This is a genomic window from Streptomyces polyasparticus (assembly GCF_014493765.1).
Classification (GTDB): Bacteria; Actinomycetota; Actinomycetes; order Streptomycetales; family Streptomycetaceae; genus Streptomyces; species Streptomyces polyasparticus.
Window position 1 is genome coordinate 526,126 of sequence record NZ_JACTVJ010000006.1, and the last position, 22,592, is coordinate 548,717.

The 22,592-nt window shown below is 71.3% G+C and carries 19 protein-coding genes and 1 pseudogene; 14 read left to right on the top strand and 6 right to left on the bottom strand.

Features of this window, described 5'->3' with window-relative positions; all coding sequences use genetic code 11:
- Positions 1-22 precede the first annotated feature (22 nt).
- Positions 23-1,198 (bottom strand): transcription termination factor Rho, encoded by a 1,176-nt coding sequence (gene rho / locus H9Y04_RS14300; RefSeq protein ID WP_187814187.1) that lies wholly within the window; start codon positions 1,196-1,198, stop codon positions 23-25.
- Positions 1,199-1,625: 427 nt separating this feature from the next.
- Here rho and H9Y04_RS14305 point away from each other — a divergent pair, with 427 nt between their 5' ends.
- The gene (locus tag H9Y04_RS14305) at positions 1,626-3,512 is read left to right on the top strand and encodes an ABC transporter ATP-binding protein (RefSeq protein ID WP_187814449.1); all 1,887 of its coding nucleotides are present in this window, start codon (positions 1,626-1,628) and stop codon (positions 3,510-3,512) included.
- Between the two features lie 98 nt (positions 3,513-3,610).
- Here the strand turns inward: H9Y04_RS14305 and H9Y04_RS14310 are convergent, their stop codons facing one another.
- Both H9Y04_RS14310 and H9Y04_RS14315 read right to left on the bottom strand, forming a co-directional pair.
- Positions 3,611-6,094 (bottom strand): penicillin acylase family protein, encoded by a 2,484-nt coding sequence (locus H9Y04_RS14310; RefSeq protein WP_187814188.1) that lies wholly within the window; start codon positions 6,092-6,094, stop codon positions 3,611-3,613.
- A gap of 115 nt (positions 6,095-6,209) precedes the next feature.
- Positions 6,210-6,788 (bottom strand): ankyrin repeat domain-containing protein, encoded by a 579-nt coding sequence (locus H9Y04_RS14315; RefSeq protein ID WP_236070853.1) that lies wholly within the window; start codon positions 6,786-6,788, stop codon positions 6,210-6,212.
- 561 nt (positions 6,789-7,349) lie between these two features.
- Here H9Y04_RS14315 and H9Y04_RS14320 point away from each other — a divergent pair.
- From H9Y04_RS14320 to H9Y04_RS14330, 4 genes are all read left to right on the top strand, one after another.
- Entirely contained in the window at positions 7,350-8,618 is a 1,269-nt protein-coding gene (locus H9Y04_RS14320) for a DUF418 domain-containing protein (protein WP_187814190.1), read from the top strand.
- Positions 8,619-8,718: 100 nt separating this feature from the next.
- The gene (locus H9Y04_RS47500) at positions 8,719-8,847 is read left to right on the top strand and encodes a hypothetical protein (RefSeq protein WP_268980473.1); all 129 of its coding nucleotides are present in this window, start codon (positions 8,719-8,721) and stop codon (positions 8,845-8,847) included.
- Between the two features lie 52 nt (positions 8,848-8,899).
- The gene (locus H9Y04_RS14325) at positions 8,900-9,904 is read left to right on the top strand and encodes a LacI family DNA-binding transcriptional regulator (protein ID WP_187814191.1); all 1,005 of its coding nucleotides are present in this window, start codon (positions 8,900-8,902) and stop codon (positions 9,902-9,904) included.
- A gap of 129 nt (positions 9,905-10,033) precedes the next feature.
- Complete coding sequence (locus H9Y04_RS14330) at positions 10,034-10,552, top strand: 2'-5' RNA ligase family protein (protein ID WP_308800976.1); 519 nt, start codon at positions 10,034-10,036, stop codon at positions 10,550-10,552.
- 46 nt (positions 10,553-10,598) lie between these two features.
- Here the strand turns inward: H9Y04_RS14330 and H9Y04_RS14335 are convergent, their stop codons facing one another.
- Positions 10,599-10,745 carry a hypothetical protein gene (locus tag H9Y04_RS14335; protein WP_187814192.1) on the bottom strand — a complete coding sequence of 49 codons (147 nt, stop codon included), beginning with the start codon at positions 10,743-10,745 and terminating at the stop codon, positions 10,599-10,601.
- 114 nt (positions 10,746-10,859) lie between these two features.
- On the opposite strand from H9Y04_RS14335, the gene H9Y04_RS14340 reads away from it, so the two are divergent.
- On the top strand, positions 10,860-11,561 hold the full coding sequence (locus tag H9Y04_RS14340; RefSeq protein WP_187814193.1) for a ribonuclease H family protein: 702 nt from the start codon (positions 10,860-10,862) through the stop codon (positions 11,559-11,561).
- A 46-nt stretch (positions 11,562-11,607) separates the two neighbouring features.
- On the opposite strand, the gene H9Y04_RS46710 is transcribed toward H9Y04_RS14340, so the two are convergent.
- Entirely contained in the window at positions 11,608-11,922 is a 315-nt protein-coding gene (locus H9Y04_RS46710; RefSeq protein ID WP_308800989.1) for an alpha-L-rhamnosidase C-terminal domain-containing protein, read from the bottom strand.
- Between the two features lie 59 nt (positions 11,923-11,981).
- A pseudogene (locus H9Y04_RS46715) lies at positions 11,982-14,762 on the bottom strand (family 78 glycoside hydrolase catalytic domain); the annotation flags it as partial.
- 221 nt (positions 14,763-14,983) lie between these two features.
- On the opposite strand from H9Y04_RS46715, the gene H9Y04_RS14350 reads away from it, so the two are divergent.
- The 8 genes from H9Y04_RS14350 to H9Y04_RS14385 all read left to right on the top strand — a co-directional run bounded on the left by H9Y04_RS14350 (position 14,984) and on the right by H9Y04_RS14385 (position 22,588).
- Positions 14,984-15,766, top strand: a complete 783-nt coding sequence (locus H9Y04_RS14350) for a CoA transferase subunit A (RefSeq protein ID WP_187814194.1) — start codon at positions 14,984-14,986, stop codon at positions 15,764-15,766.
- Position 15,767: 1 nt separating this feature from the next.
- A complete protein-coding gene (locus tag H9Y04_RS14355; RefSeq protein ID WP_187814195.1) occupies positions 15,768-16,442 on the top strand; it encodes a CoA transferase subunit B in 675 nt (224 codons plus the stop codon).
- 72 nt (positions 16,443-16,514) lie between these two features.
- Positions 16,515-17,798, top strand: coding sequence for an extracellular catalytic domain type 1 short-chain-length polyhydroxyalkanoate depolymerase (locus H9Y04_RS14360; RefSeq protein WP_308800977.1), 1,284 nt, complete (start codon positions 16,515-16,517; stop codon positions 17,796-17,798).
- 177 nt (positions 17,799-17,975) lie between these two features.
- The gene (locus tag H9Y04_RS14365) at positions 17,976-19,160 is read left to right on the top strand and encodes a substrate-binding domain-containing protein (protein WP_187814196.1); all 1,185 of its coding nucleotides are present in this window, start codon (positions 17,976-17,978) and stop codon (positions 19,158-19,160) included.
- Positions 19,157-19,942: an ABC transporter ATP-binding protein gene (locus H9Y04_RS14370; protein WP_187814197.1), complete on the top strand. Its 786-nt coding sequence runs from the start codon at positions 19,157-19,159 to the stop codon at positions 19,940-19,942. The genes H9Y04_RS14365 and H9Y04_RS14370 overlap by 4 nt, the downstream gene beginning before the upstream one ends.
- Positions 19,939-20,634 (top strand): ABC transporter ATP-binding protein, encoded by a 696-nt coding sequence (locus H9Y04_RS14375; RefSeq protein WP_187814198.1) that lies wholly within the window; start codon positions 19,939-19,941, stop codon positions 20,632-20,634. The genes H9Y04_RS14370 and H9Y04_RS14375 overlap by 4 nt, the downstream gene beginning before the upstream one ends.
- Complete coding sequence (locus tag H9Y04_RS14380) at positions 20,631-21,497, top strand: branched-chain amino acid ABC transporter permease (protein WP_187814199.1); 867 nt, start codon at positions 20,631-20,633, stop codon at positions 21,495-21,497. Before H9Y04_RS14375 ends, H9Y04_RS14380 begins: the two co-directional genes overlap by 4 nt.
- A complete protein-coding gene (locus H9Y04_RS14385; RefSeq protein ID WP_187814200.1) occupies positions 21,494-22,588 on the top strand; it encodes a branched-chain amino acid ABC transporter permease in 1,095 nt (364 codons plus the stop codon). Before H9Y04_RS14380 ends, H9Y04_RS14385 begins: the two co-directional genes overlap by 4 nt.
- Positions 22,589-22,592: the final 4 nt, after the last annotated feature.

The following is a 22,592-nucleotide window of genomic DNA, read 5'->3' on the forward strand; positions in this document are numbered from 1 at the left end:
GAAATCCCCCAGGTCGGAAGCGCTACGCGCCCGGCACGGTCTGCTTGACCTGCCGCAGGAAGGCCGGGTTGTCGGGAGACTTGCGCAGTTGCTCGATCAGCGCCTCCGTCGCCTGCCCGTTGCGCGACTGCAGTGCGCGACGCAACGCCCGTACGGCCGTCAACTCGGCATCCGGTACGAGGAGTTCCTCGCGCCGGGTGCCGGACGGAGTGATGTCCACGGCCGGGAACACCCGGTGGGCGGCGAGGGCGCGGTCGAGGCGGAGCTCCATGTTTCCGGTGCTCTTGAGCTCCTCGAAGAAGAAGTCGTCGGCCTTCGAGCCGGTGTCGACCAGGGCCGTGGCGAGGATGGTCAGAGAGCCGGCCTCCTCGGTCAGCCGCGCGGCACCGAACAGGCGCTTCGGACCGGTCAGCGCGCCCGCGTCCACACCGCCGCTGAGGGTGCGGCCGCCTGCGGAGGCCGCGTTGTTGTAGGCGCGGCACAGACGGGTCAGGGAGTCGAGAAGCAGGACCACGTCGCGGCCCTGCTCGACGAGCCGCTTGGCGCGCTCGATCGCCAGCTCGGCGAGGGCGATGTGCTCCTTCGCGGGCCGGTCGAAGGTCGAGGCGAGCACCTCTCCGCGTACGGAACGCTGCATGTCGGTGACCTCCTCGGGCCGCTCGTCGAGCAGCAGCACCATGAGGTGGCATGCGGGGTGGTTCTCGGCAACGGCCCCGGCCAGTTGCTTGAGCAGCATGGTCTTCCCGGTCTTCGGCGGCGCGACGATCAGGCCGCGCTGCCCCTTGCCGACGGGCGACACGAGGTCGACGATCCGGGGCGTGATGCCGCCACCGGCGTGCTCCAAGGTCAGACGTTCGCGCGGATGCAGCGGCGTCAGGTCCTTGAAGTGCGGCCGTGCAGCGGGCATTTGGCCGTTGACCAGGGAGATCTGGCTGAGGGCGCGCCCCTTGGCGGCCCGTGCCGTGGTCCCTTCCACGGCATCGCCCTTGCGCAGGCCGTACCTGCGGATCAGAGCGGCCGGCACGTGGATGTCGCCGGGTGCGGGCAGCAGGCCCGGGGTGCGCAGCACGCCGTTGCCCTGCGTCGTGAGGTCCAGGACCCCGCAGGCCGTGGGCAACTCGGCGGCGGGCGCGGTGGGTTCGAGTGTGGTGGTGGTTGTCATGAGGGTGCGTCCTTTCGATGGACGGGGAGTTGGCATACGGGAGGGGGAAGGGCTCAACGCGACGCGAGGGCGGGGCGCCTGGGATCAGGCGCGCACCGCACGTCGGCGGAGCATCGGAACCGGCTGGTACGCGGTGTCGTGCCGGGAGGCGGAGCCGTCCCGCAGAAATGCCGCGATGGCGCGGTGAGAAGAGGACAGAAACTGTCCGAGAGCCCGCTGTGAGAGGGCAGAGACCCGACAGAAGCGGGAGAGGCCCGAAACGACCGGGAGACCCGATGGAAGCGGGAGAGGCCCGGAACGGCCGGGCTGAAGGGGTAACCGCACCGGCGCCCTGGAAATTCCGGGCGAACACAAGTGCCTCTCGCACTGTAGCAGAGCGCTTCCGCGCCGAAGTCCCCGTCTTCCGTACGGGCGGACGCTTGACCTCAAGTAAAGTCGAGGTTCTACGTTCTCAGGCATGAGCATGGAAACCACAGCCTGGACGCAGCTGCACAGCGTGATGAACGCACAGCAGGACCAGCGTCCCTTCGCCCGGGCCACACTCCGCCGCATCGCCGACTTCGCCCGCCCGCACCGCCGCCGTATCGGCCAGTTCCTGCTCGTCAGCGTGGCCATGGCGCTGCTCGCCGTGGCCACGCCGGTGCTCGCGGGCTGGGTCGTCGACGCCATCGTCGACGGCAAGGACTCGGGGGTCGTCGTCCGGCTCGCCCTGTTCATCGCCGTCATCGCCGTGGCCGAGGCCGGACTCGGCCTGCTCAACCGCTGGCTGTCCGCAGGCCTCGGCGAGGACCTGATCCTGTCTCTGCGCACCGCCGTCTTCGACCATGTGCAGCGGATGCCGGTGGCCTTCTTCACCCGCACCCGCACCGGCGCGCTCGTCAGCCGGCTCAACAACGATGTGATCGGCGCCCAGCGCGCCTTCTCCAACACCCTGTCCGGCGTGGTCTCCAACGTGGTGACGCTGCTGCTCACGCTCGCCGTGATGCTCAGCCTGTCCTGGCAGATCACGCTGCTCGCCCTGGTCCTGCTCCCCGTGTTCATCGTGCCGGCCCGGCGGATGGGCACGCGGATGGCCAAGCTGCAGCGCGAGGCCGCGACGCACAACGCGGCGATGGGCACCCGTATGACGGAGCGGTTCTCGGCGCCGGGCGCGACCCTGATCAAACTGTTCGGGCGGCCCCGTGAGGAGTCCGAGGAGTTCGCCGAGCGGGCCCGGCGCGTACGGGACATCGGTGTGCGCACCGCGATGGCGCAGGCCACGTTCATCACCGCGCTGACCCTGGTCTCGGCGCTCGCGCTCGCCCTGGTCTACGGCCTCGGCGGCTGGTTCGCGATCCGCGGCAGCCTGGACGCCGGCGCGGTGGTCGCCCTCGCGCTCCTGCTCACCCGTCTCTACGCGCCGCTGACCGCGCTGGCCGGTGCCCGCGTAGAGGTCATGAGCGCTCTGGTCAGCTTCGAGCGGGTCTTCGAGGTGCTCGACCTCAAGCCCCTGATCGAGGAGAAGCCGGATGCCGGCAGCGTGCCGGAGGGTCCGGTCGCGGTCGAGTTCGAGAACGTCCGCTTCGGCTATCCCGCGGCCGACAAGGTCTCCCTCGCCTCCCTCGAAGAGGTCGCGTCACTCGACACCCGCGGCGGCGAGGAGGTCCTGCGCGGACTCTCCTTCCGCGCCGAACCCGGCCAGACCATCGCCCTCGTCGGCTCCTCGGGCGCGGGCAAGTCCACCATCGCCCAGTTGGTGCCCCGGCTGTACGACGCCGACGAAGGCGTGGTCCGTATCGGCGGCGTGGACGTCCGCGACCTGAGCGCCGTCTCCCTGCGGCAGACGCTCGGCATGGTCACGCAGGACGGACACCTCTTCCATGACTCCGTCCGCGCGAATCTGCTGCTCGCCAGGCCGGGCGCCTCGGACGAGGACCTGTGGGACGCGCTGCGCAGGGCGCGCCTGGAGCCGCTGGTCCGTGCCCTGCCGGACGGTCTGGACACGGTGGTCGGCGAGCGGGGCTACCGGCTCTCCGGCGGTGAGCGCCAGCGTCTGACGATCGCGCGGCTGCTGCTCGCCCGCCAGCGGGTGGTCATCCTCGACGAGGCCACCGCCCATCTGGACAACACCTCGGAGGCCGCCGTGCAGGAAGCGCTCGCCGAGGCCCTGGAGGGCCGTACCGCCCTCGTCATCGCGCACCGTCTGTCGACGATCCGCTCGGCCGACCAGATCCTGGTCGTCGAGGACGGCCGGATCGTGGAACGCGGACGGCACGAGGAACTGCTCGCCGCGAACGGACGCTACGCGGAGCTGCACCGGACCCAGTTCGCCGGGCAGAACGGGCAGGAGCAGCTGGCCGAGGCTGCGTGAGCGCGGACGAGGGCCGGGACCGTACGGCGGTCCCGGCCCTCGCGTGTCACCGGCCTTTCGCGGGTCACCTCTGCAGAGAGATCACCACTGTGGAGTGGTCACCTTTGGAGAGTGGTCACCTCAAGGTGCGGATCCGCGAGAATCTCCGCCTCGGTGAACCGCTCGGTCACCCACCGGCCCTGCGAGAACAGCCGTGTCTGGTCCGAGTAGTGCGGCGAGGCCTCGTTCGCGGACTGCCCGTATGTGAGCAGGGTCGAGGTGCGCGGACCGTCGTCGGTCAGCGTCACGGCCATCAGGAAGCTGGTGCCGAACGCGCCGCCGCGCGGAGTGCCCGTACCCGAATCGGGGCTCGCCTCAAGGACGTTGAAGCACCCCTCGGAACCGTCGCACCCGGGCAGCGGCACCCCGGCCCACTTCTGGAGCGCGCCGACCGGGGCGTCCACCGGCACGCCCTGCGCCGCGAACTCCTGCACCGTGTCGGCGAGGGAGCGCTGGACCACCGGCGCTTCGCCCTTGATGCCGCGCGGTGTGGTGAGCGGCTGCCGCGGGTCGTACGGCACCTTGCTCCAGCTTTCCGACGTCCTCTGCTCGGTCAGACGGCCGTAGAACGAGATCCACAGCGCTCCGCCGCGGCTGTCGGCGTCCGCCCGACCGTCCCAACGGTCAAGCGCCGCACAGGCCTTGCTCACATCCACCACCTTGCCGTCGGTGGCTTCGAGGCGGGGATGCGAGCGGCACAGGGCGAGGACGTCTTCGAGGCCGGTCTCGGCCGACAGGACCCGGTTGCCGAGCATCGAGGCGCGCAGGGTGTTCAAGGTGAAGCCCGGTGCGCCCAGTCCGTCGCGTCCCGTTCCGCGTTCCTCGATCATCCGCAGCCCGAGCTGGGCGCGCGGGCCCAGGCGCGGGTCCACGTCGTAGACGGAAGGGATGCCGGTGACCGGGGACGCCGGATTGGTGTACTGCGGACCGTTGTTGGAGTTGGCCACGAAGTCGGTGCGGCTCAGCTCGGGCTGCCGCGCCGGACCGTGGATGCCGGGCACGAGCGCATCGGGATCGCTGCCCCAGGCGCAGGACGTCCGCGAGCCGTCCAGCGCGTCGGGGGCCTCCTCGCCGCCGCCCCGCACGGCGCAGCGTTCCAGCTGCTCGTCGGTGAGATGCGGAACGGCCGAGGAATCCGTGAAGTACGTCTCGCCGCTGGAGTCCGCGGCCAGGGTGTAGGTCCACGGGATGCCCTGGGACGCGTCCTGTGCGGCGCGCAGCTCGTCCAGATCGCGTGAACTGCCCATCGCCAGCCAGGTGTTCATCGACCGGAGATTGTGCTCGTTCGCATCCCGCAGCGCGTACGCGTGCGTCCCGGTCCAGCCGAAGTCCATGACCGCGCCGAAGCGCGTGCCGTACACCGTGCGCCGCTGGGTGCTCGGCTTTCCGTCCTCGCCCCGGACCGTGACCTCGACGGTGGTACGGGTCATCCGGATGCGCTTCCCGTCGACCACGTAGCTCGCGGGATCGCCCGGGGCGAGCTTCAGGCGGTAGAGCGAGGCGTGCTGGGCATCGCTGGCGGTGTGGGTCCAGGCGAGGGTCCGGTTGTGCCCGATCTCCACCATGGGGGTGCCCTGCAGGCTGGCGCCGGCCACGTCGAGCCTGCCGGGGATCGTCAACTGCACCTGGTAGAAGCGGGAGTTGCCCACCCAGGGCAGATGCGGGTTCGCGAGCACCATGGCGTTGCCCGCGCCGGGCCGGAGGACGTCACGGCCGAGAGCCCAGCCGTTGCTGGCGGGGCGGTGCGCCGGGGTGCGCAGAGCCCCTGGTGTGTGCGGTGGCTCCGTATCGTTGGCGGCCGCGGCTCGTGGCGGCTTCGCGGCGCCGGTGGCCCCGGCCTGAGGCAGCTTCGCGGCGCCGGTGGCTTTGCCTTGCGGAGGCTTCGCATTGCCGATCGTCGCGGCATAAGGCGCCGCTCCCGAACCGGCGTTGACGTCGTACACGAGCTGCCACAGGTCCTCGGCCGTGACCGGCCGCACCCATGGCTTGCCCTTGCAGCGCGCGTCCGGCAGCCGGTCGACACCGGTGTCCCGCAGATAGCGGTTGTACCCGTCGGCATACCCCGCGACCATCTCCCGGAGCTCGTCCACCGGCCCGAGCGGAGCCTTGCGGGCGAGCAGCTTCCGTACGGTGCCGGCCTTGAGCTGCGCCTTGTAGTAGGTGTCGCTCGCCAGGTTGTACGGGACGTCGGCACCGGGTCCGTCGAAGCCACCGTCCGTCGGATCGCCCCCGGCGCCGAAGTACCGGGCCCGCTCGCCGCGCAGCGTCACCACGGTGTCGGCGAGCTCGCACACGTTGTCCTGGGCGAACGCGTAGCCGTATCCGTATCCGAGCGAGCCGAAGTCGCGGGCCACGATGTGCGGGATGCCGTAGGCGGTCCGCCGGATCTGCACCGCGCCGTCACCGAGGTCACCGCCGTCACGGCCGGATGCGTCAGCGGTCGTCGAGGGCCACAGGAGCCCGGCCGCGAGCAGCCCGCATGCGGCGGCCGCGGCGACCGACCTGGCCTTGAAGGTTCTTGTTCCTGCTCCGAGTAAGCGCATGCGGCCAGGCTGTCCCCACCGCCGGTGCGGGGGCATCCGGCCCGGGGCCGGTTTCCGCGGTGTTCCGTCGGCCGGAGGGTGTAGTCCGCAGGACTACACGGGGACATTCCGAGGGTCAGGCTCCGGCCGCGCGCAGCAGCTCCACGATCTCGTCCTGGCCCTTGTCCTGTGCGTGCTGGAGCGGTGTCACACCGTCCCGGTCCGCGAGCTTCGGATCGGCGCCCCCGTCGAGCAGCAGCTCGACGACTTCCTGGTGGTCCGCACCGCCGTCGCCGAGGATGACCGCCTCCAACAGGGCGGTCCAGCCGAGGTCGTTGACGTGATCCACGTCCATGTCGGTGCTCTTCAGGACCTCGCGCACATAGTCCGCGTGCCCGTGCTCGCCGGCCGGGATCAGCGAGGTGCCGCCGTAGCGGTTCTCGAGCGTGTAGTCGGGCTCGGCGGGGATGAGCACCCGGGCCATCTTGACGCTGCCGGTCACTCCCGTGACCAGCCAGGCGCTGTCCTCCTGATCGTCCTGGGCATCGGGGTCGGCGCCCGCCTCCACCAGGATCCGCGCGGCCACGTCGTGGTCGCCGGTCGCGGCGAGCAGGAGCGGTGTACGGCCCCGGTCGTCCCGGGCCTCGATATCGGCACCGTCCGCGAGGGCCTCGCGTACGGCGTCGGGCTTGCCGTCCGCCGCGGCGGCGAGCAGCCGCTGCGAGGCCTCGGTGTCGGCCTTCGGCTGGCGGGAGGCCTGCTCCGTGGCGGAGGCCGAGGCGCTCGGGCGGTCGGCGGCCGCACCGCCCTGGTCGGAGGAACCGCAGGCGGCAAGCAGGGTTGCGGCGGAGAGCAGCAGCGCGGCCGGGACAAGGGTGCGGCGGCGACGGGTCCGTCGGGTCGGCTGCATGGAGGGCTCCTCACGATCGGGTCTTCGTCCGTCGATCCTCGCCGGATGAAGGGTGCCCGCACATCGCTCCACCGGCTGCCCCCGCGCGATACGGAAGGGCCCCTTCCGGGGATACGGGTGGCCTACGGCGGGGTCGGCCGATCGGTTGATGCGGTCGATGGTGGATGCGGTGGGCGGCCTGTGTGGAGCGGTCGATGGTGGATGTGGTGGGCGCCCTGTGTGGAGCGGTCGATGGTCGGTACGGTGAGCGGCCTTTGCCAGAGCGGTCGATGGTCGATCCGGTGAGCGGCCTTCGTAGACGGATGGCCATCGGTCCTGGTCCAAAGGCAGAAGCGGCGCTGTGACCTGCGTCCTTAGCGTCGCCATATGACTGTTGACGACACAGCGCACAGGGCGCAGGCCGCGCGCCCGGCCGGTATCCGGTCCACGGAACGCGCCCTCGCACCCGACCTCGCCCGCGGCCTGATGCTGCTGCTCATCGTGCTGTCCAACACGGCGTTCCACCTGTGGCGATCCGCGTACGGGCCCGCCGGATGGCAGCCCGTCACCGGCGGATGGCTCGACCACGCCGTGCAGTTCGCGATGATCACCGTGCTCGATCTGCGCGTCTACCCGCTCTTCGCGTTCCTCTTCGGCTACGGGATGGTGCAGCTCTACCAGCGGCAGCGGGCCGCCGGCACCAGTGAGCGCACCGCGGCCGGGATCCTGCGCCGGCGCAGTCTGCTGCTCGTCGTCATCGGGCTCGCCCACGCCACCCTCTTCATGGCGGGCGACATCGTGGGCTACTACGGCGTGATCGGCTTCGCCCTGGGCTGGCTCTTCCTGCGCCGCAGCGACCGGGCGCTCAACTGGTGGATCGTCGTCGCCACGGTCCAGCTGCTCGTCCTCTCGGCCGAACCCGTCGTATCGGCGCTGCTCCAGGGCGACTTGGGGTCCCTTGGCGAGGTCACAGGGACGCCCGCCTACGAGCCGTATGCGAGCGAGGAGGGCAACTGGCTGACAGCTGCGGGCACCCGCCTGTCCACGGGCCTGTTCGTCACGTTCGCGGCCGCTCCGCTGTCGCTGGTCGGCGGCGCGTATGTGGTCTTCCTGCTCGGCTTCTGGGCCGCGCGCCGCCGTGTCCTCGAAGAGCCGTCCCGCCATCTGCCGCTTCTGCGCCGCACCGCGGTCCTCGGCATCGCGATCGGCTGGCTCGGCGCGCTGCCCTCGGCGCTCGCGCACGTCGGGGCCCTGGACGTGCCCGGCCATGTGCAGAGCGAGTCCGGCGTGCTGATGATCGTGCGCGAGCTCACGGGGATGGCGGCGGGACTCGGCTATGTCGCGGCGATCGCCCTGTTCGTGCACTGGTGGTCGCGCCGCGCGTCCGCACGCCGGGCGTCAGGCTCCCACCGTGCCATCACGGCCGTGGCCGCGGTCGGCAAACGCTCCCTGTCCTGCTACCTCGCCCACTCCGTGCTCTTCGCCCCGCTGCTCGCGGCCTGGGGCCTCGGTCTGGGCGCCCACCTGACCAGCTCGACCATGGCCCTTTTCGCGACCGCGGTGTGGCTGGTGACGGTCGCGGGCGCGTACGCCTGCGAGCTCAAGGGGCGGCGGGGGCCGGTGGAAACGGTGCTGCGCAAGGCGATGTACCGGTAGGAGGCCCCGGGGTTGTCGGAGAAGCAGGCGGGCAGGAGCTCACGCGCCCCATCCCGCCTGCTCACCCCCGAACGGCGTTCGCGGTGAGGACGTCTCCGTCGTGCTGTGCGGCGGCCAGGGCTTCGGCGTCGACGAGGAGTGCCTTTTCACCGTCGGCAAGGACAGCGTCATCGACCTGGGCGAACCCACCGTTTTCGACAAGGGGAACATCGACCAGTACAAATTCTGAGTCAATACAACGAGAACGGGACCGCCGCTGCAGGACGGAGTACGCACCGCACATGGCCGGCATCAAGGATGTGGCGAAGCACGCAGGGGTGTCCGTGGGCACCGTGTCCAATGTGATCAACCATCCGGACATGGTCTCGGAGGAGACCCGCAAGCGGGTGCGCGCCGTGATCGAGCGTCTCGGCTATGTCCGCAGCGAGTCGGCCCGCCATCTGCGGGCCGGACGCAGCCGGATCATGGCGCTGCTCGTCCTGGACATGGGCAACCCGTTCTTCGTGGACGTGGCGCGCGGCGCCGAGCGCGCCGCGCGCCAGGCGGGACTCGGCGTGATGGTCTGCAACAGCGCGCAGAGCCCGGACGAGGAGGCCGACTACCTCGGCCTCTTCGCCGAGCAGCGGGTCCGCGGGGTGCTGCTCACCCCGGCCGACGCGTCGGGGCGCAACATCGAGGCCTTCCGCCGGCACGGCATCCCCTTCGTGCTCGTGGACCGGGTCGCCGAGGGCACCACCGAATGCTCGGTCTCGGTCGACGACGTCCTGGGCGGCGCGCTCGCCGTACGTCATCTCGTGGATGCCGGGCACCGCAGCATCGCCTACGTCAGCGGCCCCGCCGGGCTCCACCAAGTACGCGACCGCCGGCAGGGCGCCCTGAACGCACTCGCCGAGGCGGGCCTGCCGCCCGAGGCGCTGCGCGAGCTGCCCACCGAACACCTCGACGTCGCCGCGGGCCGTGACGCGGGCTCCCGCATCCTCGGGCTCGCCCAGCGCCCCACGGCCGTCTTCTGCGCCAACGACCTCCTGGCGCTCGGTGTGCTGCAGACCATGTACGCGGCGGGCGTCAGGGTCCCCGAGGACATGGCGATCGTGGGCTATGACGACATCGAGTTCGCGGCGGCCGCGGTCGTCCCGCTCACCTCGGTGCGCCAGCCGGCCGTGACGATGGGCGCCATGGCCGCGGAACTCCTCCTGGAGGAGACCGAGTCCGAGGACCACGAGCACCGCCGCGTGGTGCTCCAGCCCGAGCTGGTGGTGCGCCGCTCAAGCCTCCCGGCGCGCTGAGCCTGCCCTTCCTGCGCCGAGCGTCCCCGCGCGCCGAGCCCGCCCGTCCTGCCCCGAGCCTCCCCGCGCGCCGAGCCGGTCACGGCGTCCGGCATCCTTGAGGGCCGGCCGTGGGAGGGGAGCAGCACAGTGAGTTCGGGGTGGGCGCATGCCCTGGGGGAGACGGCGCTGACGATCCTGCTGCCCGAGGCGGATCCGCTGATACGGGAGGACTTCCCGGCCCATGTCTCGGTGCTCTTTCCGTTCCTGCACCAGGACCGCATCGACGCCTCGGTCCGCGACAGGCTGGGGGAGCTGCTGCGCGGCCATGAGCCCTTCGACCTCACGTTCGCGGAATTCGGCCGCTACCCCGGCGTGCTCTATCTCGACCCCTGGCCCGCCGGCCCGGTGCGGGCGCTGACCAAGAGCGTCGTGGCGGCATGGCCCGAGTGTGCCCCGTATCGCGGCATCTTCGGCGAGGACGGACTGCGGCCGCATCTGACCCTCGCCAACAGCCTCGGCCCCGAGGCGACGGCGGACGCGTACGACGCACTCGAAGCCGAGCTCGCCCCGCTGCTCCCGCTGACCTGCACCATCCGCCACGTGAGCCTGGTCACCTGGGACGGGACGGCCTTTCGGGAGACGGAGCGCTTCACGCTCGGCGTCTGAAGCGGGCTCCACTCCTTTCGGCGCCCTGGCTCCCCGGCTCTCCGCCTCAGCGCATCGCCGCCGCGAGCCGCGCGGCCCGTGCCTTGAGCGTCAACTCCTGCTCCTCGGCCGACGACTGGCCGCTCTTGGCTCCCTGGAGGTGCGGTGCGCCCCATCCCAGGGGCCATCGGCGACGAGGTTTCTGCGTGGTCATACCGGAGTCAACGACCGAACCGTGCTTCGGTCGCACATGTGATGCGGAGCGCAGACGTCCGGCCCCGGCGCCTTGTGTCCGTGGAGCGGCCGCGGAGCTGGCATCATCGAGGGCATGTCCGACTTGATCATCGCCGCCTGTGACGGTGCCGCCAAGAAGAACCCGGGCCCGGCCGCCTGGGGCTGGGTCGTCGCGGATGCCGAAGGCACCCCGCAGCGCTGGGAGGCGGGCCCGCTCGGTGTCGCCACCAACAACGTGGCCGAACTGACCGCGCTCGCCGAGCTGTTGGAGTCCACCGACGCCACCGTGCCGCTCGAGGTCCGGATGGACAGCAAGTACGCGATGCAGGCCGTCACCACCTGGATCAAGAACTGGAAGCGCAACGGCTGGCTCACCGCTTCGAAGAAGCCGGTCGCCAACCGTGAACTCGTGATCCGGATCGACGAGCTGCTCACAGGCCGCGAGGTCACCTTCCGCCATGTCGCCGCCCACCAGGCGGACGGCGACCTGCTGAACGCGATCGCCGACATCGCGGCCAGCGACGCGGCCGAATCGCAGCAGCCGGCCGGCACCGCGCACGGCAGCACCGAGATCCCCGCGCCCCGCGCCGACCGCATCACGGCCGCACCGGCCGCCCGCAAGACGGCGCCCGCCCGCAAGACCGCGGCCGGGAAAGCCGCGTCCGGGAAGGCTCCGGTGATCAAGGCCAAGTTCGCCGGCCGCTGCGCGTGCGGCACCTCGTACGACGCGGGGGAGAAGATCACCAAGCTGGCCTCGGGCGGCTGGGGCCACGTGGACTGCGCGACGACCAGCTGACCGTCACGGGGAGGTCCAGCGCCGCCGGGCCTCCCCGTGCCCTCGTTCACGCCCGCCCGCGAAACGCCCACTTTCCGTGCGGCGCCCGGAACACCACGTAGCCCGGCTCGGTGCGCACATACACGGCGCCCTCGGGCGCCTCGGCCTCGTCCCGCGCCGCCGCCGGCACATGCACCTCGGCGGTCGCACCCACCGGCACCCGTACGGCCATCCGTATCTCCTTGTCGATACGGGACCACGCCACGGCCGCCCGCCCCCGCACCGTGTCCAGCTCGGTGCGCGCCCAGTCGACCCCGTCGCGGGCGTCGGGCCGCACCGTGAACGTCCAGTAGCCCGCGTCGCCGGGGCGCAGGCCGGCCACGTTCCGTTCTCGAACCAGTGGCCCCAGCCGGGGTACGTGCGCTGCAGCGCCACCGCACGCGCGACGTCCGAGTGCCCGGCCGCGCTCAGAGCGCGCAGCAGCACGCTGGTGCCGAGGCACCCGGTGTTGAGGTGGTTGCCGCGCGCGGCGATATCGGCGAGCAGCGAGTCCGTGACGCTCGCCCGAGCACCCGCCGGCACCAGGCCGAAGGCGAGCGGGATGCAGTTGCTCGACTGCCGGTAGTGCGGGTCCTTGGCCGTGCGGTAGTGGCCTTCAGGGCCCAGGAACGCGGTGTTGAAGGTGTTCTTCAGATCCTCGGCGGCCCGCACAGAGCGCGCCCCGGTCGCGCTCTCGCCGACCAGCTCGGCCATCTCCGCGGTGTCGCGCAGCGCCCGGTACAGATACGCGCTCGCCGTGAGCCGGGTGTCCTCCGGCGGGATCTCGTAGCCGGGCGACACCCAGTCGCCGAGCGCCGTCACCGCGAGTCCGTTCTGCAGCCGCCCGAGCTCCCAGTCCAGATAGCGGGTCAGGGCGGACAGATGGCGGCGGGCGGCCGCCTCGTCCCCGTAGACCCGTTACATCTCGCGCACCAGGAACGGGTAGACCGTGGTCCACTCCGGCGCCGGTGCCAGCTCCTTGTAGCCCCAGCCGCCGCTCGGCACGATCACCGGCAGCTGCCCCTCCTCGTTCCGGCTGTCCGCCAGATCGCCCAGCCACTTGGTGAAGAACCGCTGCATGCCGAGCGCGTACATCATGATCGGCGCACCGACCTGGGCGTCCCCGGTCCAGCCGTTCTTCTCGAACATCGGGGTATCGGTCGGGATGCTGTGCAGATTGTTGAGGACGGTGCGCCGCATCGCCCGCTCCAACTGCTCGTAGAACGGCTCGGAACAGCGGAACATCCCGGTGTCCTCGACCCCCGAGTGCACCACGCGGCCCAGCACCTCGTCCGGCTCGGGCTTGCGCGGCAGCCCGCTGATCTGCACGTAACGGAAGCCCTTGTACGAGAACTTGGGCTCCCACACCTCCTGCCCGCGCCCCGAGCAGACGTATTCGTCCGTCTGGAACCGCCCCGGCACATGCCCCGTCTCGGCGTGCACACTCCCGTCGGCCTTGAGCTTCTCGCCGTGCTTGAGGCGTACGGTCGTGCCCGCGGCGGCCTGCACGGTCAGCCGTGTCCAGCCGGCCAGGGTGCGGCCCATGTCGACCAGCCAGTCGTCCCCGTACGCGGTGATCTTCACCGGCCGTACGGTCTCGACCACCTCCACCGGCTCCACGGACTGCGCCCGCAGCGCGCCCTGCGGCGCCTCCATCCGTACGGGCGTCCGCCAGCCCCTGTCGTCGAAGCCGGGCTCGGTCCACCCGGCGGGATGTTCGTGGGCGTCGTAAGTCTCGCCTGCGTAGGGGGAGTTGGAGAGGATCGGCCCTTCGGTCAGCCGCCACGTGTCGTCGGTGGCGAGGGTGGTGCGCGAGCCGTCCTCGTACGCGATCTCCAGCTGGCCGAGGAGCCGGGGCTCGCCGTGCCACTGAGGCCGGTGCCAGTTCCATACGTTCGGGGTCGTCATGCCGAAGAAGCCGCGGCCGAGCGTGACGCCGAGGGCGTTGGCGCCGCGCCGCAGCAGTCCGGTGACGTCGTGGGTGGCGTACAGGACGGTCTCGTCGTAGTCGGTGAACCCGGGGTCGAGCACCTGCCGGCCCACCCGTCGGCCGTTGATCTCGGCCTCGTAGTACGCGAGTCCGCTGATGTGCAGGCGGGCGCGGCGCACCGGCTTGGACACGGTGAACGCGCCGCGCAGCAGCGGTGCGGGAAGCTCGGGCGCGGACACCGTGACATCGTTGTCCCAAGGCCCCTGCCCGTACGGTACGAGCACGGCCGCCTCGGTCCAGCCGGCGTCGTCGAACTCGGGCCGCTGCCAGCCCTCCTGTTCGGTTCCGCTGCACCGCCAGCCCGGTCCGGTGGTCAACTCGACCGTGCCGCCGCCGTGTTCGACGACCAGACGCACCAGGAGACCCCCGGGGTTCACGGAGGCACCGCCGCGGTTCGTCGCCCGCACGGCCACCGCGAGGCGGCCGCCCGCCCTCGCCTGCGAGGTCGCATCCGCCAGGTCGCCGGTGCGCCAGCTGTCCGTCTGCTCGGGGGCGTGCAGCACCTGCTCGCCCTGGAGGTACAGGGTGTAGTCGTCGTCGGCCGTGGCGATCAGCGTGGCCTTCGACACCTCGGCACCGGCGGGCAGTTGGAGCGCGGCGCGGAACCAGACGGTGCCGGGAGGCGCGCCCTGCTCGGTGGCGCCCGGCGCCCAGATCCACGAGGCACCCTCGAAGGACGGAGCCTGCGGCGCGGCCCCGGCCCCGATCCGGTGCCCCTGCCAGTCCCCGGCGTTCAGCGCGGTCTCCCACCAGCGCTCGGCGCTCCAGTCCGAGACCCGCCCGTCGCCGTCCCAGACCCGTACCTTCCAGGCGTATCTCGTACGGGGAGAGAGCGCCGGACCGCCGTACGGCACACCGACCGTGCGCGCGGAAGCGACCTTGCCGGAGTCCCAGACGGTGCGCGATCCCGTGGTGACCCTGATCTGGTACGCGCTCTGCCCCGCCCCCTGGCCTGGGGCGGTCAACTCCCAGCCGTGCCGGGGTTTTTCGGTGTCCGTGCCGAGCAGGGTCCCCGCGTACTCGACCGTCGTACGCCCGATGCGCAGCGCTCCGGGTTCCCCGGCCGGTGCGCCGGCGGCGGTGAGCGCCTTCGCGTGCCCCTCGGGTTTGTGGCCTTGGTGACTGGCATGACAGGGGTGAAACGATTCAATCCACCGTCTTCGATCCTGGGAGCCCAGGCATGGGCACCTCAAGAGGCGTGCGGGGATTTGCAGTTGAGACGGATGACGGCAGGGGAGTGCGTATGGAGTGAAGGGCCATGGCAGGGCCGCAAGGTATGGGCCGGTCCGCCATGGCAGCAGGGCGGTGCGGGTTCCTAGCCTCGGTGGAGTCGCGACGGCTGTCGGCCTTCAGCCCTCGCCAGGACTTCTGCTGACCACACCGATACCGACCCACACCGAGGGGCGTGCTGCGCATGGGGCTGGACAAAGTGATCGACGACGCCGTCGAGGCGGTCGCGGACCTACCGCACGGTGCGTCGCTTGCCGTCGGCGGTTTCGGGCTCTGCGGTGTGCCAAGTGCCCTGATCCATGCGCTCCTTGAACGGCGCACCGGCGGTCTGCGCGTCGTGTCGAACAACTGCGGCGTGGACGACTGGGGGCTCGGTCTGCTGCTCCGTGAGGGCCTGATCGACCGGATGACCAGCTCGTACGTGGGGGAGAACAAGGAGTTCGCGCGCCGGTACCTGGGCGGTGAGCTGGAGGTGGAGCTTGTGCCGCAGGGCACGCTGGCCGAACGGCTGCGTGCGGGCGGCGCCGGCATTGCGGGGTTCTACACGCCCGCCGGTGTCGGCACCCAGGTCGCCGAGGGCGGGATCGCCTGGCGCTACGCCCCGGACGGTTCCGTGGCCGTAGCGGCGCCGCCCAAGGAGACGCGGGTCTTCCACGACCGCGAGTATCTGCTCGAAGAGGGCATCACCACGGACTTCGCCCTGGTGCGGGCAGCGGTCGGCGACCGGCACGGCAACCTCGTGTTCCACGCCTCCGCCCGCAACTTCAACCCGTTGGCCGCGATGGCCGGCCGGATCACCGTCGCCGAGGTGGAGGAGCTGGTGGAGCCGGGGGTGATTCCGCCCGGTGAGGTGCAGCTGCCGGGGGTGTTCGTGCAGCGGGTGGTGCCGGTGGCGGCCGACGACCCGGCGGCCGAGAAACGGATCGAGCGGCGCACGGTGCGCCCCGCAGTGGAAGGAGCCCGCTGACATGGCACTCACCCGCGACCAGATGGCCGCCCGCGCCGCACGCGAACTGCCCGACGGTGCATATGTGAACCTCGGCATCGGACTGCCCACCCTCGTCCCCGGCCATCTGCCGCCGGACATCGAGGTGGTCCTGCAGTCCGAGAACGGCATCCTCGGCGTCGGCCCGTATCCGGCCGAGGACGAACTGCATCCGGATCTGATCAACGCCGGCAAGGAGACCGTGACGATCGCTCCGGGCGGCTCCTACTTCGACTCCGCGCTGTCGTTCGGGATGATCCGCGGCGGCCATATCGACGTGGCCGTCCTGGGTGCCATGCAGGTGTCCGCGTTCGGGGATCTGGCCAACTGGGTCGTCCCCGGCAAGATGATCAAGGGCATGGGTGGAGCGATGGACCTGGTGCACGGGGCGCGCCGGGTCATCGTGCTGATGGAGCACACCGCACGGGACGGGTCGCCCAAGCTCGTCGACGAGTGCACTCTGCCGCTCACCGGCTGGGGCGTGGTGCACCGCGTGATCACCGATCTCGCGGTCCTCGACATCACCGTCGGCGGGCTGCTCCTTCGCGAACTCGCCCCGGGTGTACGCCTGGACGAGGTGCGGGCCGCTACCGGAGCCGAATTCGCCGTGGCCCCGGACCTCGCGCACACAACGGGCTTGGCGGAAGTGGTGAGTTGACACATTCCTGAGCGCCGACGGCCACCCCTACGTTCACGGAAACATTTCGCCCCCGTGAACGAGGAGTTCCCCGTGACGCTGCCCCACCACCGTCCGACACCTCGCGGGCGACGGCCCGGCTTCCTGCTGCCGGCCGTCGCCGCCGCGGCCCTGTCCCTGCTGCTCGCCGCGGCCATGCTGAAGGCCGCGCCGCCCGCGCGGGCCGCCTCCATCGAGCAGGTGACCGGGTTCGGCTCCAACCCCGGCGCCCTGAAGATGTACCGGTACGTGCCCGACGGTCTGCCCGCGGGCCGCCCGCTCGTCGTCGCCCTGCACGGCTGCTCGCTGAGCGGCAGCGGCCTCGCGGCCGACTTCGGCACCCGTACCGGCTGGAAGGAGCTGGCCGACCGCCACAAGTTCACCCTCGTCCTGCCGGAGACGAGCACCGCCAACAACTCCCTCAACTGCTTCAACTGGTTCAAGGCCGCGGACACCACCCGCGACCAGGGCGAGGCGCTGTCCGTCAAGCAGATGGTGGACAAGGCCACGGCCGATCAGTCCGCGGACCCGTCGCGTGTGTACGTCACCGGTCTTTCCGCCGGCGGCGGCATGACCTCCGTGCTGATGGCCGCCTATCCCGAGGTGTTCGCGGGCGGCGGCATCGCGGCAGGACTGCCGTACGGCTGCGCGCCGGAGACCAATGAGTGGACCTGTATGAGTCCCGGTGTCGCCAAGTCGCCCGCCCAGTGGGGCGCCAAGGTGCGCGCGGCCTCGCCCGGCGGCTCCGCGCGCACCGCCTGGCCGACGCTCTCCGTATGGCACGGCAGCAGTGATACGACGGTGGCGCCGGCGAACCTGCAGGAGCTCGTCGACCAGTGGACCGATGTGCACGGCGCCGACCAGACGGCCGACGTCTCCGACACGGTGTCCGGAGCCGCCCACAAGGTGTACGAGAACCCGGCGGGCCGACCCGTGGTGGAGAGCTTCACCATGAGCGGGATGGGGCACGGGCAGCCCATCGACCCGGGCACCGCGGCAGGCCAGTGCGGTCGGACCGGCGACACCTACCTCCCCGATGCGAACATCTGCGCCGCCCACCACATGGCCGCGTTCTGGGGGCTGACCGGCGGCGGATCGACGCCGTCCCCGGACCCGTCGAACAGTCCGTCGCCCGACCCCAGCACCCCGGCGCCCGCCGAGTGCTTCACGTCGAGCACCTACACCCACGTGCAGCAGAGCCGGGCCCACCAGTCGGGCGGCTACGCCTACGCCGACGGCTCCGACCAGGCGATGGGGCTGTGGAACACATACGTACAGGCGACGCTCAAGAAGACCGGTGACGACTACTACGAAGTGGTCGCCACCGGGTCCTGCTGAGGACGCCATGGGGGCCGCCGCCATCCGAACGCCGATGGTTGTGGCCCCCGCCCACATCGCTCCAACTGCCCCCGGCTCCTAGCCTTCCGGCCAGCAGCGCATCACCGCTGCTCCTCAACCGCCCTGTGGACGCGGGCAGTTGACCGACACCCTCACCCGCAGCGGAAGAGAGCCGACATGCACCGAAAGCGCCTTGCCGCCCTGGCCGCGGCAGCAGCGGCCCTGATCCTCACCACCTCGTGCGGCAGCCCCGGCAGCAGCTCCACGGGCAGCAAGGACTCGGGTCCCGTCAAGGTCGGCCTCGTGTATTCCAAGTCGGGGCCGCTCGCCACGTACGGCAAGCAGTATCTGGAGGGCTTCCAGGCCGGGCTCGACTACGCCACGAAGGGCACCGGCAAGGCGGGCGGCCGGGAGATCGAGGTCCACCAGGCCGATGACGCCGGCGATCCCGCGAAGGCGGTGGCCGCCACCAAGGACCTCATCGGCCAGGGCTACGACGTCATCGCGGGCGCCACCTCCTCCGGCGTCGCCACCCAGGTCAGCCCGCTCACCGAGCAGAACAAGGTGCTCTTCCTGTCCGGCCCCGCGGCCACCGACGCCGTCACCGGCGCGGGTCCGTACACCTTCCGCTCCGGGCGGCAGACCACCCAGGACATCAACACCGCCGCGGCCTTCGTCGGCGACATGAAGGGCAAGAAGGTCACGGTCTTCGCCCAGGACAACGCGTTCGGACAGGCCAACGTCGCCGGTGTGAAGGCGGTGCTCGAACCGCAGGGAGCCAAGGTCGCGCCGCTGCTCGTACCGGCCGCCGCGAACGACTTCACCCCGTTCGCCACGCAGGCGAAGAAGTCCGGCGCGGACATGATGTTCGTCGCCTGGGCCGGCACCTCCGCCAAGGCGATGTGGACCGCGCTCGGCCAGCAGGGCGTGTTCGACTCCACGAAGGTCGTCACCGGCCTCGACATCGCGGCCACCTGGCCCTCGTACGGGAAGGTGGCGGAGCAAGTCGACTTCCTCGCCCACTACTTCGCGGGCGCGGCGGGCACCGAGGCCGAGAAGGCGATGACCGAGCGTGTCACCAAGGCGGGCGGCGAGGTCGGCCTGTTCACCGTGGACGGGTTCACCGCCGCCCAGATGATCGTGCGCGCGGTCGGACAGGGCTCCTCCGCCGACGAGAGGGCCAAGGCCCTCGAAGGCTGGAGCTTCGAGGGAGTCAAGGGCAGGCTTACGATCCGGGCCGAGGACCACGCGCTGCTGCAGCCCATGTTCCAGGCGCGGCTCAGGAACGGCACGCCGCCCACCGCGGAACTGGTCAAGAAGCTCGAGGCCGACGCGGTCGCTCCCGGCGTGGTGAAGAAGTGACCGCCGAAGCCCTCACCGCCCCCACCGCCGCCCGGCCGGTCCTGCGCGTGCGCGGGCTCGGCTGGGCGGTCGGCGGAGCCCGGATCGTCTCCGGACTGGAATTCGATGTGGCCGAGGGCGAGTTCGTGGCCGTGATCGGTCCGAACGGAGCGGGCAAGACCTCCCTGTTCAACCTGATCTCCGGCCTGGTCCGGCCGACCGAGGGCAGCATCGAACTCGACCGCGCCGACATCACCGCCGACCCGCCGCACCGCCGGGCACGCCGCGGACTCGGCCGTACCTTCCAGTCCTCCAGCGTCTTCGCCGGCCTGAGTGTCCTGGAGAACGTCCGGCTCGCCGCGGCCGCCCACCGGGGCTCCTGTCTGCGCCTGTGGCGGCGCGCCGATTCCGGCACCGCCGCACGCGAAGCGGCCATGGGTGCGCTCGCCCGGGTCGGTCTGTCCACCCGCGCCGCGGACCTCGCGGGAGCGCTGTCGCACGGCGACAAACGCAAGCTGGAGATCGCCATCCTCCTGGTCACCGAGCCGCGCCTGATCCTGCTCGACGAGCCGATGGCGGGCGTCGGCACTGCCGACGTGCCCGCCCTGACCGAGGTGATACGGACCGTGCACCGCGAGGAGGGCCGCACCGTGCTGATGGTGGAGCACCACATGGACGTGCTGCTCGGCCTCGCCGACCGGGTCGCCGTGATGCACCACGGGCAGCTGCTCGCCCTGGACACACCCGAGAAGGTCACGGCCGATCCGCTGGTCCAGGACGCCTACCTGGGGGAGACGCTGTGACCGCACTGCTCGACGTCAGCGAGCTGACCGTACGCTTCGGGTCCTCGCAGATCCTGCACGGCGTCGGCCTCACCGTCGCGCACCAGGGCGTCACCGCGCTCCTCGGCCGCAACGGCGCGGGCAAGACCACCACGCTCAAGGCCGTGCTCGGCCTCGTGCCCCGAACAGGCCGCATACGCCTGGCGGATGAGGACATCACCGCCCTGCCCACGCACGCGATCGTCCGCCGCGGCCTCGGCTACGCGCCCGAGGACCGCAACGTCTTCGCGTCCCTGACCGTCACCGAGAACCTCGAACTCGCCGCACGCGGCAGCGGCCCCCACCACTACGACCTGGTCTACGACATGTTCCCCGAGCTGAAGCAGCGCGGAAAGCAGCGGGCCGGCAGCCTGTCCGGCGGGCAGCAGCAGATGGTCGCCATCGGGCGGACGCTGCTCAACGACAACCGGCTGCTGCTCGTCGACGAACCCACCAAGGGCCTCGCCCCGAAAATCGTCACCGAGGTCGCGGACGTCCTCGCGCGCGCCGCCGAGAAGGTGCCCATCCTCCTCGTCGAGCAGAACCTCGCCCTGGTCCGCCGGATCGCCGACCACGCCGTCGTCCTCGAACAGGGCAGCGTCGTGCACACCTCGGCCGCCGCCGATCTGCTCACCGACGCCGACCTCACCCGCGAACTCCTGGGAGTGGCATGAGCACCCTCGTCCTCCTCTCCCTCACCGGGCTCGGCCTGGGAGCCCTGTACTTCCTCGTCGCCTCGGGCCTCTCCCTGATCTTCGGCCTCGCCGACGTCCTCAACTTCGCGCACGGCCTCTTCCTCTCCGTCGGCGCGTACGGCACCTGGTGGGCGGCCGACCGTCTCGGCCTCGGTTTCGTGCCCGCGGCGGCCGTCGGCGTCGGCCTCGGGGCGCTGGCCGCCGTCCTCGTCGAACTGCTGCTCATCCGCCCGCTGTACGCGCGGCCCATCGACCAGGTCCTCGTCACCGTCGGTCTGAGCCTCGCGGGCGTCGCCCTGCTCCAGGCCGGATTCGGCGCCGACCCCGTGACGTTCCCCAAGCCGGCCTGGACGGAGGAGACCACCACGGTCCTCGGCGCGACCGTGCCGAACGACCGGTTCCTGCTGATCGGAGTCGCGCTCGCCGTCCTTGCCCTGCTCCAACTCTTCCTGCACCGCACCCGGTTCGGCCTGATCGTCCGCGCCGGAGTCGAGGACCGCGCGATGGTCACGGCCCTAGGCATCAACGTACGGATCGCCTTCACGGTCGTCTTCGCCATCGGCGGCGCGGCCGCGGCGCTCGGCGGGGTGCTCGCCGGCGTGTACTACGGCGATGTCTCACCCGGCCAGGGGACCTCGCTGCTCATCTTCGCGTTCATCGTCGTCGTCATCGGCGGCATGGGCTCGGTCGCGGGCTCGGCACTCGCCGCCGTCGTGGTCGGCCTCGTCCAGCAGTTCACCAGCTACTACGCCGCCGCCGGCGTCGGCGAGGCCTCCGTCGTCCTCGTCCTCGCCATGGTCCTGCTCGCCCGGCCCGGCGGCCTCACGGGGAGGACCGCATGACCAAGTCCGCCGTACTCACGAGTCCCGCGCAGACCGACCCGCCCGCCGCGGCCCCCGCGCCGCGCCGTCGGCAGCTGCTGCGCCGCGCGCTTCCCCTCGCCCTGCTCGTCGTCCTCGCGATCCTGCCGTACTCCACCCTCGACCTGCCGGCACTTCTGCCCGGCCCCGTGAACAGCCCGGGTTCGCTCCAACTGCTCGGCGTCTGCCTGGTGTTCGCGGGCCTCGCCGCCACGTACGACCTGCTCTTCGGCCACACCGGCCTGCTGTCCTTCGGCCATGCGCTGTACGTCGTGCTCGGCAGCTACACCGTCAACATCGCGGTCACCAAAGGGGGGTTCGGCCTCCCGGCCGCGCTCGCGCTGACCGTCCTCGTGGGCCTGGTGGTCCCCGCGCTCCTCGGCGCGCTCGCCCTGCGCGTCCGCGGGATCGCCTTCGCGATGGTGACCCTCGCGATGGCGCAGGTCGCGGCCATCGCCGTGGCGAGCGACCCGGGCCGCCTGACCGGGGGAGAGGAGGGCCTGTCGCTCCTGCCCTCGGCGATTCCGGACTTCCTCGCGGGCATCGACAACACGGCCCACCTCTACTGGCTGGCGCTGGCCTATCTGGTCCTCGTGGCCGGCGCCATCGGCTGGCTGGTCGACTCCGAACCCGGCCGGGTGTGGGCGGCGATCCGCGAGAACGAGCAGCGCGTGGCCGTGCTCGGCCTCCAGCCGTACCGCTTCCAGCTCCTCGCCTTCGTCATCGCGTCCTTCCTGGCGGCGCTCGGCGGGATGGTGCACCTGTTCCTGATGGGCGGATCGAGCCCGCAGATCACCACCTCCAGCTTCACGCTCGGCTTCCTGCTGATGGTGGTGCTCGGTGGTGCGGGCACCCGCTGGGGCGCGGTGGTCGGCGGCATTCTGTACGCCTACCTCGACCACCGGCTCGGCGCCCTGGGCACCTCGGAAGCCGTCGCCGGACTGCCGGGCTTTCTGCGGGCCCCGCTGTCCGAGCCGCTGTTCGTGCTCGGGGCGCTGTTCATCGCGGTGGTGTACTTCCTGCCGGGCGGCCTGTCCGGACTTTCGACGCGGATACGGGGGGACGGGCGCTGAGCGT